Source organism: Azospirillum sp. FG154, from assembly GCF_057809575.1.
The window spans coordinates 1-20200 of the sequence record NZ_JBMDKF010000016.1; the positions used below are offsets into that span (position 1 = coordinate 1).

Sequence of the window (20200 nt, forward strand, 5' to 3'; positions counted from 1 at the left end):
GCAGGGCGGCTTCGATCTCGCCCAGCTCGATGCGGTGGCCGCGCAGCTTGACCTGGAAGTCCCGGCGCCCGACGAAGCGCAAGGCGCCGTCCCACCCCCGGCGGACCAGATCGCCGGTGCGGTACATGCGCGCGCCGGGCCGCGAGCCAGGTTGCGCGGCGGCGAAGGGGTCGGGCAGGAAGGCGGAGGCGGTCAGGCCGGGGCGGGCGTGGTAGCCGCGCGCCAGCCCGTCGCCGCCGATCCACAACTCGCCTTCCGCCCCCGGCGGCAGCGGGTTGAGCGCGGCGTCGAGGACATAGAGGCTGGTGTTGTCGAGCGGCCCGCCGATGGGGACGGCGCTTTGCCCGTCGGCCACGCTTTCGACCGGGGCGGCGCTGGACCAGATGGTGGTTTCGGTGGGGCCATAGACGTTGGTCAGGCGCGCGCCGCGCCGCAACAGGCGCTCGGCGAGGGCGGCGGGCAGGGCCTCGCCGCCGGTCAGGGCGCGCAGGCCGGTCCAGGCCGGGCTGTCGAGTTCGGCGAGCATGGCCCAACTGGCGGGGGTGGCTTGCAAAACGGTGACGCGGTGGCGGTCGAGCAGGCGGAGCAGGGCGGCGGGGTCGCGCTGAGCGGTCTCGTCGGCCAGCACCACGGCGGCGCCGGCGATCAGCGGGGCGAAGATCTCCAGGGCGGCGATGTCGAAGCCGATGGTGGTGACGGCCAGCCAGCGGTCGGCGGGGGTCAGCGGCGTGACGTCGGCCATGGCGCGCAGCAGGTTGGACAGACCGGCGTGACGCACGGCGACGCCCTTGGGCCGTCCGGTGGAGCCGGAGGTGAAGATGACGTAGGCGGTCTGTTCGGGATGGGGTGTGGCGGGGAGCCAACCGTCATCCTCGGCGTCGCGCCCGTCGCGGATGAGGGCGTCGGGGGAGACGGTTTCGACTTCCCCATTCTGGCTGCCGTCGCCGCGCGCCAGGATCAGGCGGGGATTGGCTTGGTCGAGGATGTCGGCCAACCGGCTTTCGGGCTGGGCGGGGTCGAGGGGGACATAGGCGGCGCCGCTGAACAGCACGCCCAGCAGGGCGACGACCAGGGCGGGGCCGCGCTCTAGCCGCAGGGCGACGCGGTCCTCAGGCCCGACGCCGCGTTTGCGCAGACCGCGCGCCAGGGCCAGGGCGCTGCGGGTCAGCGCGCCGTAGCTCATCGGGCCGACGCTGGTTTCCAATGCGAGCGCGTCGGGCGCGCGGGCGGACTGGTCGAGGATCGCCCGGCCAACCCACCAGCCGGGGTGGGCGGGCACGGACGGGCCTTTCTCCACCCCGTCGGCGGGAACCGGAAGGGCGCCGACCGGGCGCGCGTCGTTCTCGGCCAGCGCCGTCAGAGTCTGGGCGAGGCCGTCCAGCAGAGCCGTCACCAGGGCGGGCGCGATCCGCCGCTCGTCGCGGCCAACCCGCAGGGTCAAGCCGCCACGCGGCATGATGGTCACGGTCAGCGGGTAGTTGGTCCGCTCATAGGCGGACAGCGGCGTGAGGCGAACCCTGGCGCCGATTTCCCCGCCATCGCCCATGCCTTCATTTTCAAAGACGAGCAGCGATTGGAACAGGGCTTGTCCGCGCGCCAGACCGGCGCAGCGCTGAATGTCGGCCAGCGGCGTGTGTTCATGCTCGCGCGCCGCCAGCGCCCGGCGCTGCGCGCTGTCCAGCAGGGACGCGACGGTTTCGGCGGGTTTCAGCCGAACCCGCACCGGCACCGTGTTGATAAAGGCCCCCAGCATGCGGTCGGCTCCGGCCAATCCGGGCGGACGTCCGGCGGTGGTCATGCCGAACAGAACGTCGTCGGCGCCGGTGTGGCGGCCCAGCGTGATGGCCCAGGCGGCCTGGATGACGCTGTTCAGCGTCACCCCGACCCGCCGGGCCAGCGCCCGCGCGCCGACGGCGACGCTCTCGGGCAAGGGGTGGTCGGTCAAGCGGAACTCAGCCCCTTGCGGGCCGGTCGGGAAGTCCGGCAACGGCGACGCGTCCGCCAGTTCCGCCGTCCAAAAGGCGTGATCGGCGGCGGCGTCCCGTCGCGCCAGCCACGCGAGATAGGCGGCGAAGGGCGGGCGGGGGATGGGGGGCGGCGCCCCGGCCCCCAGCCGGTTGCGGTAGCGGTGGAAGACGTCGGCGATCAGCATGGCGGTTGACCACGCGTCCACGATCAGGTGATGGCGGCTCCACAACAGCCAATGGCGGTCATCGGCCAACCGCAGGATCCGCAGCCGCATCAACGGCGGTTCGTCCAGGGCGAAGCCCGCCGCGCGGTCGTCGGCCATCAGGCGGCGCAAATCCGCGTTCCGGCGTTCGGGCGGTCGGGTGGACCAATCCTCCAACGCCCAAGGGAAACGGGCGGAGGGCGCGACGGTCTGAATCGGCGGGCCATCCGCCGGCGTCGTGAAGCCGGTGCGCAGGATGGGTTCGGCGTCCACTGTCTCCTGCCACGCCGCCGCGAAGGCCGCCGGATCCAGCGCGCCATCAAGCTGAACGGCGGTCTGATTCACGTACAGCCGTTCCTCAGGGGCGGCCAGCGCGTGCCACAGCATCCCCTGTTGCAACGGGGTCAACGGACAGGAGGATGGCGGCGGCAGGAGGGCGGATGGGCCGGAGGAGTCTTCGGCGGGGGCGCTGTCCAGCAGGTCGCCCAGATGGTCGAGGAAGCGGCGGGCGGTCGCGTCCACGAACGGCCCTTGCGGCAGATTTTTCGGAAAGGCCCAGACCACGGACAGGCGGCCCTCGCGCAATTGCGCGGTGACGTCGATCAATTGACGGCGGCGGCTGTCGGGATGGCGGGCTTGCCCGGCCCCGTCGGGGATCAACCGCCAACCGCCCGCCTCGCCGGGAACCTGTCCCAGATAGTTGAAGGCCAATTGCGGGTGCGGCGGCAGCCGTTCCCCAACGCGCAAGTAACGCAGCAGGCCATAGCCCAAGCCGCGCCCCGGCGCGGCGTCGCGCTGCCGTCGGATGGCGCCGGGTTGCGCCGGATCGTTGGTCAGACGCACCGGGTATCGGCTGGTGAACCAACCGACGCTGCGGCTGGGGTCCAGGGCGGACAGCGCGCTGTCGCCGAAGGCGTCCGGCTCGCGGCCATGGCCTTCCAACTCGATGACCAGATCGGCGCGATTTTGCCATTCGCCCAAGGCGCGGGCGAGGGCGGCGAGCAAGGTCGCCTCCACCCCGTCGGGCTGGCGCAGCAAGACGGCGGTTTGCTGGTCGTCCAGCGTCCGTTCGACCCGGCGCAGGCCCGACAGCGTGCCGGGATCGGCGCCGCGCGCCAATTCGCCCCAACCGGGATGATCGGCCAATTCGCTCCAATAGCGGCGGGCGGCGTCCAGCCGGTCGTCGGGGATGGCGGACAGGGCGGCGGTCCAGGCGGCGAAACCGTCGGCGGGCGGCGGCAAAACCGGGGTTCGGCCTTGGCGGGCGTCCTCATAGGCCGCGCGCAGATCCGCCGCGATGATCCGCCAGGACACGCCGTCCACCACCATGTGATGGGCGACCAGCAACAGCCGGGCCTCGCGCGCGGGCGCTTCCAGGGCCGTTTCCAGGGCCGGGATCAGAACGGCGCGGAACAGCGGGCCGTCGCGCAGGGACAGGCCGCTGTGGGCGGCGGCGATGGCGGCGTCCACCGCCGCCTCGTCGGAGCAGGGGACGACGGCGAAAAGCCGGGCGTCGCTCGCTTCCGTCGCTATGGCCAACCGAGGCTCGTCGCCCGCGTCGGTCTGGACCAACCGGGCGCGCAGCATCGGTTGACTCGCCACCAGGGCGTGAACCGCGACGCGCAGGGCGGTCGCGTCCACCCCCTCCGGCAGGGCCAGCATCACCGCCTGATTCCAATGGTCGGGATGAGGTTGCGGCTGCTCAAGGAACCAGCGTTGGATCGGCGCCAAGGCGACGGGCGCGCCGTCGTCGGCGCGCGGCGGCGGGGAGGCGGTGGTTGCGGCGGGATCGACGGCGCGGACAAGGTCGCGGAACAGCGGTTGTTCAAAAAGATCGCGGGCGGTCAGGCGCACACCTTGGCGCGCGGCCAGAGCGATCAGCCGCAGCGCCATGATGGAATCGCCGCCCAACCGGAAGAAATGATCGTCGTCGGCGATGACCGGACGGCCCAGCAGCGTGGCCCAGAGCGGGCGCAGGATGGCGGCGGCTCCGCCGTCGCCGTCTCCATTGGTGGGAGCGCTGGCCGGAGCGTTGACGGCTTGCGGTTCGGGCGCTGGCGGGCGCAAGGCGGCGGCGAGCAGGGCGGGGGTTGGGTGTTCAAACACCTGCCGCGTTGTCAGGCGCAGCCCGTCGGCGGCGGCGCGGGCCAACAACCGCAGGCACAGGATGGAATCGCCGCCCATGCGGAAGAAATGATCGTCGGGTCCGCAGGTCGGTTGCCCCAGGATCTCCGCCCACAGCCGTTGCAGACGTTCCAGCGTGGGGTCCGTTGGGTTGGGGGCCGTTGGATTTGGGTCCGTTGGGTTGGGCGATGGCGTGGCGGTTGGTTCCGCCCTGTCGCTGACGGACGCCGCCAGCAGGCGCGCGGCCTCCGCCTTGTCCAGCTTGCCGTTGGCGGTCAAAGGCAGACGGTCAACCCGGCGCAGCGCGCTCGGCATCAGCGGATCGGGAACCAGACCGGCCAATTCGGCGCGGATCGAGTCCGCGTCGCGCGTGGGCGCGGCCACCAGCGCGCCCAGGCGCGCGCCGTTCGGTCCCTGGTCAACCAGGATGGCGGAATCCTCGACCCCGGCGAGACCGGCCAGAATGTGGCGCAACTCGCCCGGCTCGACCCGGAAGCCCCGGATCTTCACTTGATCGTCGGCGCGCCCCAGAAGGGTCAGCGATCCGTCGGGGTTGCGCCGGACCCGGTCGCCGGTGCGGTACATGCGCCGACCCGACAGCCACGGGTCGGGCAGGAAGCGTTCCGCCGTTTGGCCGGGGCGGCGGTGATAGCCGCGCGACACCCCCAGCCCGCCAAGGAAGAGCTCGCCCACGGCGGCCCCGGCGACCGGCTCCAGATCCGAATCGAGGACATAGGCGCGGGCGTTCGCCAGGGCGGGGCCGATGGGAAGAGCCTCCGCGCCGTCTTGCGCCGGATCCAACCATTGAGCGGCGGCGCCGATCGTGGTTTCCGTCGGTCCGTAATGGTTGACGATCCGCAAGCCGGGGGCGAGACGACGCAACCGGGCCAACCCCGCCGGGGGTAGGCTCTCGCCGCCCAAAATCAAGCAGCGGCGGGGCAGCAGCCGGGCCGGGTCGCCGACCGACAGCAGGGCCAGCAAATGACCGGGGACGATCTTCAGCGCGTCAACCGGGTGTCGGGCGAGATGGTCGGCCAAGCCCGGCGGGTCGGTGGACAGCTCCGGCGGGATCAAGCTCAGGCGCCGCCCGGTCAACAGGGCGCCGAAAACGCTGGTCAGGCCGAGATCGGCGGACACCGTGGCGATGGTGGACAGCCGGGCGTCCGGCGGCAGGTCCAGATGGGGCATGACCGCGTCAACGTAGGACAGCAGGTTGCCATGCGTGACCGCGACCCCCTTGGGCGTTCCGGTCGAGCCGGAGGTGTAGAGCAGATAAGCGATCCGGTCCGGCGCCGTCAGAACGGGCGGCGGCGGTTCGCAAGGTTCCTCGGCGTGCGTCAGGTCGAGCCAGCCCAGCGTTTCGGGCAGCCAGAGCGGGCGTTCGCCCGCCCCCACCGCCACCGTCGCCCCGCTGTCCGCCGCCATCCAGGCCAAACGGGCGGCGGGCAGCGCCGGATCCAGCGCGACCCAGGCCGCGCCCAGCCACCAGGCGGCGATCACGCCGTCGATGTGCGCGCCAACGCGCGGCAGGACGATGGCGACCATGCCGCCCGCCCCGCCGCCCGCCCCGCCGCCCATGGCGCTCAATCTTGCGGCCAACCCGCCCGCCCGCGCGCGCAGCGCGGCGTAAGACGTGGTGACGCCGGACTCCTCCAGCGCCACGGCGTCGCCGGGTTGCGCCAACAGCCGGGTTAGCGCGCAGCCGTTCGGCGCCGTGGGCGCGGCGGCGGACGGCGGCGGGGCCAGACGCTGGAACAGGGCGGACAAGGGCCGGTCGATCAATCCGGCCAGATCGTCCAGGGCGCCGATCAGGTCGGCCATCATCCGCCGGGCGGTCAGCGGATCGACGCGGTCATGGTCGAGCAGCAGGTCAAAGCGCAGAGTCTCCGACGGCACGATTCGCAGAGTCAGCGGGTAGCTGTTGCGGACCTCGGTCGTCTCGCGGGTGAAGGTCAGCCCGGTGGCGTCGGTCGTCTCGCCGGGGGGCAGAGCTTCGGATACGATGATGCTGTGGAACAGCGCGTCGGGCGCGCCCGCCCAATCGCGGATTCGGGCCAACGGCGCGTGCCCATGATCGCGGATGCGCGCCGCCTGCTGCTGCACCCCGTCGAGGAAGGCGGCCATCGGCTGCGCCGCCGCCGGACGGATCCGCAGCGGAACCGTGTTGATGAAGGTTCCCAGGCAACGGTCGGCGCCGGGCAGATCGGCGGGGCGTCCGGCCAGCGTGACGCCGACCGTCAGATCCTCCACCCCGGCGTGGCGGGCCATGACCAGCGCCCACAGGCCCTGAATGACGCTGTTCAACGTCAGCCGCCGATCACGGCACAGCGCGCGCAGGGCGGCGCTGGTCGCCGCGCTGACGGCGTGCTCCTCCGTGTGGTGGCCCAACCCGCTGGCGAGGCGGGCGCCGGGAAGCGGCGCGGCGCCGGGGAAATCCGCCAACTCCTCCCGCCAGAAACGGGCGTCGGTCGCGCCGTCGCGCTGGTCCAGCCAGGCGATGAAGTCGCGGTAGGGAACCGGCGGCGGCGCGGCCGCGCCGTCCGCGCCCGCGCGCAGGGCGGCGTAGTGACGCAAGACGTCGGCGGTCAGCAGCGGCAGGCTCCAGCCGTCCATCACCAGATGATGGATGGTCCAGACCAGTTGGAAGCGGCGGGCGGCGGTGCGCAGGACGGAGCAGCGCAGCAGCGGCGGGCGGTCCAGCGCGATGGCGGCGCGGTCCTCCCGCGCGATGCGGTCGAGCGCCTCGGCCCGCTCCGTCGCGTCGGCGTCGAACAGGCTTTCCCAGCGCAGGGCGAAGCGCGCCCGCCGCAACACGATCTGGCAGGGGGCCGACAGCCCATCGGCGAGAAAGGCGGTGCGCAGGCTGGGATGGCGGTCAACCACCCGCTGGCAGGCCTGCTGCAACAGATCGGGGTCGAGCGCGCCGTCGCAGCCCAGGGTGGTTTGGCTGACGTACTGGCCCTCCTCGCCGCCCAGGCTGTGCAGCAGCATGCCGCGCTGCATCGGCGACAGGCGATAGACGTCCTCGACCCGCGCCAGCGGGTGGCGGGCGGCGATGAGGTCCAAATCACCGGGGGCGAGATCGGCCAGCGGGAAGTCGGCGGGGATGGCCCCGCCGGGACCGGGGTCGGCGCACAGCGCGGCCAGCGCCGACAGTTCGGCCAGCGTGTCGGCGGCCAGACGCTCCACCGTCGCCGGGTCGAGAACCTCTCCGGCGGCTTGCCAACTCATGGTCAGGCCGCGCGGACCAACGGAGGCGTTGACCTCGATCAACCAGGGCAGGGCGTTGTCGGGCGCGCGGAAATGGCCCAACGGTTCGGGCGCGCGGCGGAAGGCGCCGGCCCGCTCGTCGAAGCGGCCCAGATAGTTGAACAGGATCGGCGATTGGATGGCGAGACCGTCGCGATCCCAGCGCAGCAGGTACGGATCCTCAGCTTCCGGCAAGGCGGCGAGCGCCGCGCGGGTGGACAGCAGGGCGGCGCTTAGGCTGTCCGGCGCGTTTGTTTCCAGCCGGACTGTTTCCAGCCGGACTGGGTGCAGTCGGGTGAACCAGCCGACGGTGCGTCCGCTGTCGAGCGGCAGCAGGTCGCGGCCATGGCCTTCCATGAACAGGGTGACGTCGGTGGCGGTCTGCCCCGCGCGCGCGCGCCACGCGGTCAGGGCGCGGGCCAGGGCGGTCAGGCACAGCGCTTCCGGGCCGGTGCGGAAGGCGGTGGGGGCGTCGTGGGTCAGACGGCGCGCGGCCTCGGCGGGCAGGGTGACGCTGTGGCGGATCTGGCGGCCAACCTTGCAGCCGTCGGCGGGAAGCGGGTGGTCGAGCGGAAGCGCGTCGGGCGGGCGCCGCGACAGGCTGGCCCACAGCGGCGCCGGGGCGTTGGGCAGCGCCGCGCGCCGTTCCCCTTCGGCCAAGGCCCAACGGCGGAAGGAAACGGTCGGATGGCGGGCAAGCGCGGCGGGATCGCGCCCGGCCTCGGCCTCGGCGTAAGCGTTGGCGAGATCGTCGAGCAGGATCCGCCACGACACCCCGTCCACGGCGAGGTGATGGGCGACCAGCAACAGCCGGTCGCCGCCGTCGGGCAGCCGCAGCAGGGCGGCGGCGAACAGGCGTCCCTCGGCCAGCGACAGGTTGCTTTGCGTGTCGGCGACCTCCGCGTCGATGGCCGCCGGGATCCGGGGTTGCGAGTCCCTGGTCACGGCGACGACGCGCAGCGACAGCGGGCGCGGCGTGGCGGGAATCTGTTGCGTCCAGCGTCCGTCAACGCGCCGGAATTGGGCCGACAGCGTGGGGTGACGGGCCAGAACGGCGGTCAACGCGGCGCGCAGGGCGGCTTCGTTCACCGGCGCGTCGGCGGTCAGCAGAACCGCTTGGTTGTTGTGGTCGGGAACCGCCGGTTGGCTGTCCAGCCACCAGCGTTGGATGCCGGTCAGCGGCGTTGGCCCGTCGCTGGGAACGACGTCGGCGGCGGCGGCCTCGGGCGGGGCCGCGTCGAGAATCGTCGCGTGGGCGGCCAGCGTGGCGATGGTCTGATGGCGGAACACGGCGCGCGGCTCGAACAGCAGGCCATGGGCGCGCGCCTGGGTCGACAATTGCAAGCTGATGATGGAATCGCCGCCCAACATGAAGAAATTGTCGTTGACGCCGACGCGCTCCACCCGCAGCAGCGCGCGCCAGAGCGCCGCCAAGGTCTGTTCCGCCGCGTTGCGCGCGTCGCCGCCGCTGTCGGGCGGTTGCGGCTGTGGCAGGGCCTTGCGGTCGATCTTGCCGTTCTGGTTGATCGGCATGCGGTCAAGGGTGAGGAGGACGGCGGGGATCATGTGGTCGGGCAGGCTGTGGGCCAGGGCGGCGCGGGCCTCGTCCGGGGTGGGGGCGGGGGTGTCCGCCGGGGGGACGATCCAGGCGGTGAGCCAACTCGCCGCGCCGTTGGCGCTGGTGGAGGCGGCGACGACGGCCTCGGCGACGCCGGGCAGGGCGGTCAGGGCGGCCTCGATCTCGCCCAATTCGACGCGCTGGCCCCGGATCTTCACCTGGAAGTCGGCGCGCCCGAGATACTCGATGGCGCCGTCGGGGCGGTGGCGGGCGAGGTCGCCGGTGCGGTAGAGGCGGCGGTGGTCGGGGCCGTCGGCCATCAGGTCTGCCAGCGGGTTCGGCAAAAAGGCCGCCGCCGTCAGGCCGGGCCGCCCGAGATAGCCGCGCGCCAGCCCGATTCCGGACAGATAGAGTTCGCCCGCGACGCCGACCGGAACCGGGTTCAGCGCGCCGTCGAGAATCCAGGTTTGGATGTTGGCGATGGGGCGGCCAATCGGCACGGGGCCTTGCGGCTCGGCCCGGCAATCCCAGGCGGTGACGTCGATGGAGGCCTCGGTCGGGCCGTAAAGATTGTGCAGTTCGGCGGGCAGGGCGGCGAGGCAGCGGTCGCGCAGGGCGGCGGGCAGCGCCTCGCCGCTGCACAGCAGGCGGGTCAGCCCGGCGCAGCGGCCCGGCTCCAGCGCGTCGAGGAAGACCTGGAGCATGGCCGGGACGAAATGCAGGGTGGTGACGCCGTGCGCCTCGATCAAGGCGGTCAGGCGGGCGGCGTCGCGATGCTCGCCGGGTCCGGCCAGCACCAGCCGGGCGCCGGTCATCAACGGCCAGAAGAACTCCCAAACCGACACGTCAAAGCCGTAGGGGGTCTTTTGCAACACGGCGTCGGCGGGGGAGAGGCGGTAGCGGTCCTGCATCCAGCGCAGCCGGTTGAGCAGTCCGGCCTGCGGCACGCCAACCGCCTTGGGCCGCCCGGTCGAGCCGGAGGTGAACAGGGCGTAGGCCAACTGACCGGGGGCGACGGGCCGGTTGGGGAGGTGGTCGGGTTGGCCGTCGGCGAGCGTGGCGTTGGCGTCGAGGATGGCCACGGTCAGGCCGGGATCATCCGGCAGTTGGGCGCGGTGGCGGCCTTGCGTCAGCGCCAGCGCCGCGCCGCCATCCTCCAGCATGGTTTTGAGGCGGGCGGCGGGGTGTTCGGGGTCGAGCGGCAGATAGGCGCAGCCCGCCTTGACGGCGGCGTGGATGGCGACGACCAGCTCGGGGGAGCGGTCGAAGCAGAGCGCCACGCGGTCGTCGGGGCGGCAGCCCTGGGCGATCAGCCAATGGGCCAGCCGGTTGGACCGGCGGTCGAGCGCGGCGTAGCTCAGCCGCTCGGTCCGGCCATCGGCCTCCCATTCCAGCGCGACGGCGTCGGGGGTCCGCGTCGCCTGTTCGCTCAGCAACCGCCCCAGCGGCGCGAAGCCGCCGAGATCCGACGCCGTCGCGTTCCAAACCCGCTGGCGCTCAAAATCGCCCGGCGGGAGAGCCGCCAGCCCGTCGAGCGCGCGTTCCGGCGCCGTCAGCAGGGCGTCCAGGCTGCGCAGGCAATGGTCGGCGAAACGCTCGATGGTCGCCGTGCCGAAACGGGCGGTGCGGTGCTGAAAGGACAGGGTGAAGGCCCCGGCGGGGGCGCTGACGAACAGCGAAAGGTCGAATTTAGCGCTGCGCTCGGGGATCGGCAGGACGGTCGCCGTCACGTCGCCCAGGTCCAACGTCGCCCGGTCGCCGCCGCGCAGGTAATTGAACATGGTCTGGGCCAGCGGCTCGCCCTGGCTGTCGCGGGCGGGGCGCAGACGCTCGACCAGAATCTCGAACGGCAAGGCGCTGTGGCGCTGGCCGTCCAGCACGGTCTGCCGGGTCTGCTCCAACAGCGCCAAGCCGGTCACGCCGGGCGCGATCCGCGCCCGCATCACCAGCGTGTTCATCATCGGCCCGACCACGCTTTCCAACGCCGGGTGCAGGCGTTCGGACACCGGCGTGGCGACCCGAACATCGTCCTGCCCGCTCCAGCGCGACAGCGTCCAGTGATAGGCGGTCAGCAGCAGGATGTAGGGGGTGATCCGCCGTTCCGAACAGAAGCGCGCGATCCGTTCGACCGTCGCGCGGGGCAGCGGGCGTTCGACGCGCGCGCCGTCATTCTCCGCGCTGGCGCCGTTCGCGGTCGGGTCTTGCGGCAAGGTCAGCGTCGGCTGGTCGGTTCCCAGCGCCTCGGTCCAATAGGCCAGCAGATGGTCCTGCCCGCGCGCGTCCAACCGTCGCCGCCGCCACGCCGTGGCGTCCACATGCTGGACGGCGGTCGGTCGGTCGGCAAGGCTGTGGTTGGCGTAGAGCGCCGCCCAATCCTGGGCGAGGATCTTCAGGGATTCCTCGTCCACGATCATGTGATGGAAGGTCAGCAGCAGCCGCGCCCGATCCGGGGCTGCCCGATCTGGCGACTCCCGATCCGGGGCCGCGCGGACCAGCAGGGCGCGGAACAGCGGCGACCGCGCGTCCATGACGAAGGGCCGGGTCATCGCCGCCGCGATCAGCGGCGCGGCGTCGGCCATGGCCGCGTCCTGGATCTCAAGCGGCGCCGCAGCCTCGTCGAGATGGTCGATGACGAGGTCGCCGTCTTCCTCGCGGGCGTGGCTGCGCAGAATCTCGTGCCGGTTCATCAGGGCGTCGAGACTGCGGGCGATCCGTCCAGAATCGATGACTCCCGACAGCTCAAGCAGCAGATTGACGTTGTAGCGCGAATCCGTCGGGTCGAGCCGTTGCAGCAGCCACAGCCGCCGTTGCGTCGGGGACGCGGCCATGCCGGGCTGGCGCGGCAGGCGGGGAATGATTGGCTCCTCATCGCCGCCGCCGCGTTCAAGCCATGTCAGGATGTCGGCCTTGCGCGCCGCCAGCCGGTCCCGCAGATCGGCGCTCAGCGTCCCGGTCGGCGCGTCCACCACCAACCGCCCGTCGCGGGCGGACAGACGGATTCCCTGCCGGTCGAGGGAGGAGAGAAGCTCTTCGAGGCTCATAGCTCAAACCGTTCATAGCTGGCGCCGTCGGCGGGCGCGGTGTCATGGGAGGCGGTGTTTGGGGAGGTCGCGCTTGGGGAGGCCGTGTTGGGAGGAACGACCGGAAGCGCGTCGATGTGGGCGGCGAGATCGCGCAGGACGGGGTGCGCCATCACCGCGATCAGCTCGACCGGGCGGTGGAGCCGGTCGCGGATGCGCGCCGCCAGACGCGGGGCCAGCAGCGAATGCCCGCCCGCCAGGAAGAAATGCGCGTCCCGGCTGTCAATCGGGTGGCCGAGAAGCTCGCTCCACAGGGCCGCCAGGGCGGTTTCGGTCTCGCCCTGGGGCGCGTCGCCGCCGCTGTCGGGCGGTTGCGGCTGTGGCAGGGCCTTTCGGTCGATCTTGCCGTTCTGGTTGATCGGCATGCGGTCAAGGGTGAGGAACACGGCGGGGATCATGTGGTCGGGCAGGCTGCGGGCCAGGGCGGCGCGGGCCTCGTCCGGGGTGGGGGCGGGAATGCCCGCCGGTGGGACGATCCAGGCGGTGAGCCAACTCGCCTCGCCGTTGGCGCTGGTGGAGGCGGCGACGACGGCCTCGGCGACGCCGGGCAGGGCGGCCAGGGCGGCTTCGATTTCGCCCAGTTCGACGCGCTGGCCCCGGATCTTCACCTGGAAGTCGGCGCGTCCGAGATACTCGATGGCGCCGTCGGGGCGGTGGCGGGCGAGGTCGCCGGTGCGGTAGAGGCGGCGGTGGTCGGGGCCGTCTGCCAGCGGATTTGGCAAAAAGGCCGCCGCCGTCAGGCCGGGCCGCCCGAGATAGCCGCGCGCCAGCCCGATTCCGGACAGATAGAGTTCGCCCGCGACGCCGACCGGAACCGGGTTCAGCGCGCCGTCGAGAATCCAGGTTTGGATGTTGGCGATGGGGCGGCCAATCGGCACGGGGCCTTGCGGCTCGGCCCGGCAATCCCAGGCGGTGACGTCGATGGAGGCCTCGGTCGGGCCGTAGAGGTTGTGCAGTTCGGCGGGCAGGGCGGCGAGGCAGCGGTCGCGCAGGGCGGCGGGCAGCGCTTCGCCGCTGCACAGCAGGCGGGTCAGCCCGGCGCAGCGACCCGGCTCCAGCGCGTCGAGGAAGACCTGGAGCATGGCCGGGACGAAATGCAGGGTGGTGACGCCGTGCGTCTCGATCAAGGCGGTCAGACGGGCGGCGTCGCGATGCTCGCCGGGTCCGGCCAGCACCAGCCGGGCGCCGGTCATCAGCGGCCAGAAGAACTCCCAAACCGACACGTCGAAGCCGTAGGGGGTCTTTTGCAGCACGGCGTCGGCGGGGGACAGGCGGTAGCGGTCCTGCATCCAGCGCAGCCGGTTGAGCAGGCCGGCCTGCGGCACGCCGACCGCCTTGGGTCGCCCGGTCGAGCCGGAGGTGAACAGGGCGTAGGCCAACTGACCGGGGGCGACGGGCCGGTTGGGGAGGTGGTCGGGTTGGCCGTCGGCGAGCGTGGCGTCGGCGTCGAGGATCGCCACGGTCAGGCCGGGATCGTCAGGCAGTTGGGCGCGGTGGCGGCTTTGCGTCAGCGCCAGCGCCGCGCCGCCATCCTCCAGCATGGTTTTGAGGCGGGCGGCGGGGTGTTCGGGGTCGAGCGGCAGATAGGCGCAGCCCGCCTTGACGGCGGCGTGGATGGCGACGACCAGCTCGGGGGAGCGGTCGAAGCAGAGCGCCACGCGGTCGTCGGGGCGGCAACCCTGGGCGATCAGCCAATGGGCCAGCCGGTTGGACCGGCGGTCGAGCGCGGCGTAGCTCAGCCGCTCGGTCCGGCCATCGGCCTCCCATTCCAGCGCGACGGCGTCGGGGGTCCGCGTCGCCTGTTCGCTCAGCAACCGCCCCAGCGGCGCGAAGCCGCCGAGATCCGACGCCGTCGCGTTCCAAACCCGCTGGCGCTCAAAATCGCCCGGCGGCAGGAGGGACAGCAGCGATTCCACCGTTTGCTCCGGCGCCTCGGCCATGTGGGTGAGGATGGTCATCAGCGTGTCGGCCATGCTGTCGGCGATGGCGTCGTCAATCACCGCGCGGTCGGCGGTGATCCGCAGCGTCAGCCCCTCGCGCGGGATCAGCACCAGGGAGAGCGGGTAGTTCGTGCGCTCAATGGTCCGTTCCAGCGTGGCGCGCAACGGCCCCTCGCCCGATCCGGCGGGCAGCGGGTAATTCTCGAACACCAGCAGCGTGTCGAACAGCGCGTCGCGGACGGGGGCCGCCGCCTGAATCTCGGTCAGCGGCGTGTGCTCGTGGTCGCGGGCGTCGCTCATCCGCCGCTGCACGGCGCGCAGCAGCGCGTCCAGCGGCTGGCGCGGGTCGATGCGGACCCGCAAGGGGATGGTGGTGATGAACAGACCGATCATGCGGTCGGCGCCGGGCAGATCGACCGGACGCCCGGCCCCGACGACGCCCAGAATGACGTCGTCGCGCCCGGTGTGGCGGGCCAGGGCCAACGCCGCCGCCGTCTGGCACAGGGTGTTGACGGTAACATGGGCGCGGGCGGCCCGCGCCTTGAGCGCGGCGAAGCGGGCGGGGGACAAGGCCGTTTCGCGGTGATGGGCGCCGCCGTCGGGGGCGCCGCCGCGCGGCAAGCGGGCCGGTTCGGTCACGTCGCCTACCTGTTCGGCCCAATAGGCGCGCCCGGCGGCGGGATCGCGGCGGTCCAGCCACGCGATGAAGTCACGGTAGGGCGGCGGGCTGTCGATGACGGGGGCCTGTCCATGGAGCGCCGCGCGGTAGCGCTCCGCCACCTCGCCCATCAGGCGGGCGGTGCACCAGCCGTCGGCGATCAGATGGTGACGGGTCCAGATCAGCGCGTGGCGGTCGGCGGCCAACCGCGACAGCGTGACCCGCATCAAGGGCGGTCGGGTCAGATCCAGCCCGGCGGCCAGATCGCGGTCGGCCTCCCGGCGCAGCGCCTCCGGCCCGGAATCGGTCGCGCTCCAGTCCAGCGAACGCCAGGGCAGGGCGGCGTGGGCGGCGACGCTCTGCTGCGGGTCGCCATCCTGCGGCCAGTGGAATCCGGTGCGCAGGGCGGGGTGATGATCGACCATCGCCTGCCAGCAGGCGCGGAAGCGTTCCGCGTCCAGGTCGCCGTCCAGCCGGACGATCACTTGATTGAGATACTGGCCCCGCCCGGCGTCGGTCAGCGCGTGGAACAGCAGGCCGGTCTGCACCGGCGACAGGGGGTAGCGTTCTTCGGTCGCCGGGTCCGGCTCGACGTCATCACGATGAGCGGCCAGCCGTTCCAGGAACAACTCAGGCAGCGCCGCCATCGACGCGGCGTCGCGGGGCCACGTCCAACGCAGGCGCAAGATTCCGTCTTCGATGACCGTGTCCAGTTCCAGCGCGTGCAGGCGGTGGTTGTCGGGGTGGCGCTGGTTCGGCACGGCGCGCGGCGAGCGGCGGACCGATCCGTCCCCGCCACCGCCTCTGTTGATCTGGCCATGATGGTTGAAGACGACCGGAGGAACCGGGAGGTCGGCGACCTCCGCCGCCGCTCCGTTCGGGCCGTGGCGCAGCAGGCCGAAGCCGCGACCGCCGTCCGGCACGGCGTTCACGCTCGCGGCGATGGCCGCGCGGTTGGCGGCGGGGCTGGCGTCGGCCCGCCAGCGCAGCCGCAGCGGGTAGCGGCTGGTGAACCAGCCCACCGCCGTCGCCTGGGCGCCGTCCAGCCCGTCGCGCCCGTGGGCCTCCATCTCGATCGCCAGCTCGTCATGCCCGCTCCACAGCGCCAGAGTCTCGCAGAGCGCGGCCAGCAGCGCGTCGCGTGGGTTGGGGCCAAGCCCGGCGGCGTCCAGCGTGTCCCGACGTTCGACGCTGTCATGGTTTCGCCACGGGCCTTTCGGGGCGTCGGCGTTGACGGCGCCGTCGAAGGCGCGGGCGAGGATGGCGTCGGTCGCGGCGCGCAGCCCCGGCGCCGCGTCGCGCCAATGGGCGCGGGCGCGCTCCAGCAGGGCGTCGTCGGGCGTGGCGGCGGCGTGGAAGGCGGCGAGCGCCATGGCCGGGCCGTCGCCCGGATCGGGAGGCCGACCCGCCGCGCGGCGCGCGTCCTGCGCGCTGAACAAATCATCGAGCAGGACGCGCCACGACACGCCGTCCACCGCCAAATGATGGATGGAGAGCAGCAGATGGGCGTGGGGCGCCGCGTCGCTGTCGATCAAGGCGGCGCGGATCAAGGGCGGCTGGGCGAGGTCGAATTCCGGTTGCAGCGTCGGCAGCAAGGCCTCCAGCGCGTCCGCCGAGGCGACGCGGTGGCGGGACAGCGGAACGGCCCCCGCCGCCGGGCGCCAGACTTGCGTCCAGCCGCCATCCGGGCCGACGGCGTACGCCATCGACAGCGCCGGGTGACGGCGGACCAGCGCGTCAAGCGCGGCTTGCAAAGCGTCGGGCGCCACCGGCTGGTGAAGCTCCAGCAGGATCGACTGGTTCCAATGGCCGGGCCGTGGTTGGCGCTGGGCGAGGAACCAGCGTTGGATTGGGCGCAGCGGCACGGGCGCGGCGGAGTCCAGGATGGCGCGCGCGGTGGACGGCGGCGCCGCGCGATCCAGGGCGGCGGCGGCGGCGCGCGCGGTGGGGTGGTCGAAAACCAGCTTCGGCGTCAGGGCCAACGCTCCGCGCCGCGCCTTGGCGGCGACCTGAAGGCACAGAATGGAATCGCCGCCCGCCGCGAAGAAATCCTCGTCCTCGCCCAGATCGGGGCGGCGCAGGGCCTCGCGGAACAGGTCCAGCACCGCTTGGGTGGTGGGGGTGAGGACGGGCGCGTCCTCGGACGGCAGGATTCGGGCCAGGGCCGCGCCGACCGCCGCCGGGGTTTCCTGCTCGAACAGCATTTTGGGCGTCAGCGGCAGGCCGTCGGCGCGGGCCAGCGCGGCAAGCCGCAGCCCGAGGATGGAATCGCCGCCAGCGGCGAAGAAATTCTCGTCCGGCCCGACCGCGCGAGTCAGCACCCGCGCGAACAGCGCCTGAATCCGGGTGGTCAGCGCGTTGATCGCCCGGTCTGGCGCGGCGGCGCCTTGCGGATCGGCGGCGTGGGCGGCGGCCTCGTCGAGCAGGCGGCGGCGGTCGATCTTGCCGTTGGGCAGCAGCGGCAGCGCGCCCACCAGCCGGATGTCGCGCGGCGTCATGTAGCCGGGCAGGGTGTCGGCCAATCGGGCGCGCAGCGTGGCGACGTCCGGGCCGCCGTCGGTCGCGACCAGGGCCAGACGCGCGCCGTTCGGGCCGGGGACGGCCAGCGCGACCGCCTGGGCGACGCCCGCGCGGCGCGCCTGGGTTTCGATTTCACCCAGCTCCACCCGGAAACCGTTGATCTTCACCTGCCCGTCGGCGCGCCCGAGGAAGGCGACGCCGCCTTGGGGGTTCGCCGCGTTGGCGGGCAGGCGGCGCGCCCGGTCGCCGGTGCGGTAGAGCCGCCCGCCTTCGGCGGTGGCGACGAAGCGCTCGGCGGTCAGGCCCGGCGCGCCGACATAGCCGATGGCCAATTGGTCGCCGCCGATCCACAGATCGCCCGTCGCCCCGACGGGCGTCGGGCGCATCCGGCTGTCCAGCGTGTGGAGGACGCTGTCGCCCAAAGCGCGGCTGAGGTGGGTTTCCTGGCCGGGCGTCAGGCGGTGGATGGCGACGCCGACGGTGGTCTCGGTCGGCCCGTAATGGTTCCAGATCTCCATGGCGGGGGCGAGGCTGGCCAGCCTGTCGAGCAACCCCGCCGGGGCCGCCTCGCCGCCCAGAATCAGGGCGCGGCGCGGCAGCAAACGCTGGGGCGACGGCAGGGCCAGCAGCGCGTCGAGATGCGACGGCACGATCTTCAACACATCGGCGGGGACGCGATCCAGCGCGCGGGCCAGCGTTTCCGGGTCGGCGCATTCGGCGTCGTCGAGCAGGCGCAGCGTCCGCCCGGTCAGCAGCGCCCCCCACAGGCTGGTGAAGCCCAGATCGGCGGCGACGGAGGAGAGCGCCGCCAAGGCCGCCTCCGGCGGCCAGTCCAGCGCGTCGGCGACGCCGCGCGCGTAGGCGACCAGCGCGCCGTGACTGACCTCCACCCCCTTGGGCCGCCCGGTGGAGCCGGAGGTGTAGATCACATAAGCCGGGCGGTTCGGGGCCGGTTGGGCGGGGTTGGCCGTTTCCGGGGTCGTCGCGGCGTCACCCGGTTCGGCGAACGCGGCAAGGTCGAGCCAGACGGCGGCGGGCGGCAGCCAATGCGGCGCGGGGCCGTGGCCGATGACGGCGGCGAGCGCGGCGTCTTCGGCGATCCAGCGCAGCCGCTCGGCGGGCAGGGCGCCGTCCAGCGGCGTCCAGCAGGCTCCGGCCTTCCACACGGCGAGCATCGCCGCCGGTTGAGCCGGACCGCGCGGCAGCAGAACGCCGATCCGCCGCCCATCTTGTCGGCCAAGCGCGCGCGCGATGTGGTCGGCGCGCGCGTTCAACGCGGCGTAGCTCATCGCCCCGTCGGTCCAGCGCAACGCCGCGCGCGCGCCGTCTTGCCGCAGGAAGGCGGTCAGCGCGTCGTCCGTGGCCGCAAGCGCCGCCGGGCCGCGCAGCGGGGTGGATTCATGGCGCAGACGATAGGCGGACAGCGGTTGATCGGCATCCTCGGCGATCTGCTCCAGCAAAGCGGCGTAATCGTCGAGCAGCCGGGCCGCCGTGGCGTCGTCGAACAGCTCGCGGCTGTATTCCAACGCCACGCGCGGGGCTTGGTCGCCGGTGTGCAGACGCAAGGTCAAATCAAAGCGCGCCCGGCTTTTGGGCAGCGGCAGCGGCCGCAAGGCGGCGTTGGCGAGCGCGAGAGTCTCGCGCGGCACGTTCTGGTGGACGAACAGGACCTGGAACAGGGGCGACGCCGGGCCGCCGCGTCGGATCTCCAGCGCGTCGAGCAGCCGGTCAAAGGGCAGATCCTGATGGTCGAACGCCTCGATCTGCACGGCGGTCGCTTGATCGAGAAAGTCGGAAAAGCGGTCGTTCCAATCAAAGCGGTGGCGGATCGGCAGGGTGTTGGCGAAGAAGCCGATCTGATCGGCCAATTCGGGCCGCTGGCGGTTGGCCACCGTGGTTCCCAACACCAGATCGTCGGTGTCGCCGTAACGCCCCAGCAGCAGCGTGAAGGCCGCGCGGGCGACGGCGTAGAGCGTCGCGCCATGCCGGACCGCCAGCGCGGTCAAACCGGCCAGTTGAGCGGCGGGGATCGCCGCCTCGATCTCCGCCCCCTCGTGGGTGCGCTGGGAGGGGGACGGGCGCGGGCGGTCGAGCGGCAAGGCCAGTTCTTCCGGCGCGCCGTCGAGATGGCGGCGCCAGAAGGCGGTTTGACGGGCGCAGTCGCCGCCTTCCAGCCAATCGCGTTGCCAGCGGGCGACGTCGCGATGGCTTAAGCCGATTGGCGCGGTCGTCGCCGACGGCGCGCCTTGCGCGTGACGCTCGTAAAGCTGGGCGAGATCGCGAATCAGGATGGCTTCCGACCACGCGTCACAGGCGATGTGGTGGATCACCAGCAGCAGGCGCCAAACCCCCTCGCCCATCGGCAAAAGATGGGCGCGCAGGGGCGGGTCGCGCGCCAGATCGAACGGGCGGTCGCACAGGGCCTGGAGATGCGCGTCGCGCGCGTCGTGGGCCGGGCCGTTCTGCGTCCAGACGTCCAAGACGTCGGGCCAGCGGGGCAGAACCCGTTGACGCGGCGGCGCGCCGTCGCCATCGCCCGGCTCATACACCGTGCGCAAAATGTCGTGGCGCTCGATCAACCCGTCCAGCGCGCGCCGCAGGGCCGCGACGTCCAGCGCCCCGGTGATCTCCACCAGCGTGGCGAGGTTGTACAGCGCCGTGCCCGGTTGACCGCCGCCGCTCTCGACCCGGTCGATCACCCACAGCCGGGCCTGCCCGCAGGACAAGGGACCGACGGTTTCGTCGCCGTCGGCGATGGCGTCGCCGGAAAAGGGCGCGAGCGGGAGCGACCAACTGTCGACGCCGCGCTCCTCCAACTGGGCGCGGAAGCGGGCGCGCGTTTCGGCGGGCAGCCGGTGCAGGCGCGCGGCGATGGCGTGGGAATCGACCGTCGTCGTCATG

2 protein-coding genes are annotated in these 20200 nt (G+C 72.6%); both read right to left on the minus strand.

All coding sequences use genetic code 11. The annotated features are described in order from the left end of the window. Window positions 1-12142: amino acid adenylation domain-containing protein (locus tag ACODS4_RS17990; protein WP_488866077.1), on the minus strand; the 12142-nt coding region annotated here is incomplete at its 3' end. Continuing rightward, window positions 12139-20199, minus strand: a complete 8061-nt coding sequence (locus ACODS4_RS17995) for a non-ribosomal peptide synthetase (protein WP_488866079.1) — start codon at window positions 20197-20199, stop codon at window positions 12139-12141. The genes ACODS4_RS17990 and ACODS4_RS17995, both read right to left, overlap by 4 nt. Window position 20200 lies beyond the last annotated feature (1 nt).

Excerpts from the sequence above, each read along its gene's own strand:
- ACODS4_RS17995 (WP_488866079.1), bottom strand. The coding sequence starts at position 20,199 with ATGACGACGACGGTCGATTCCCACGCCATCGCCGCGCGCCTGCACCGG.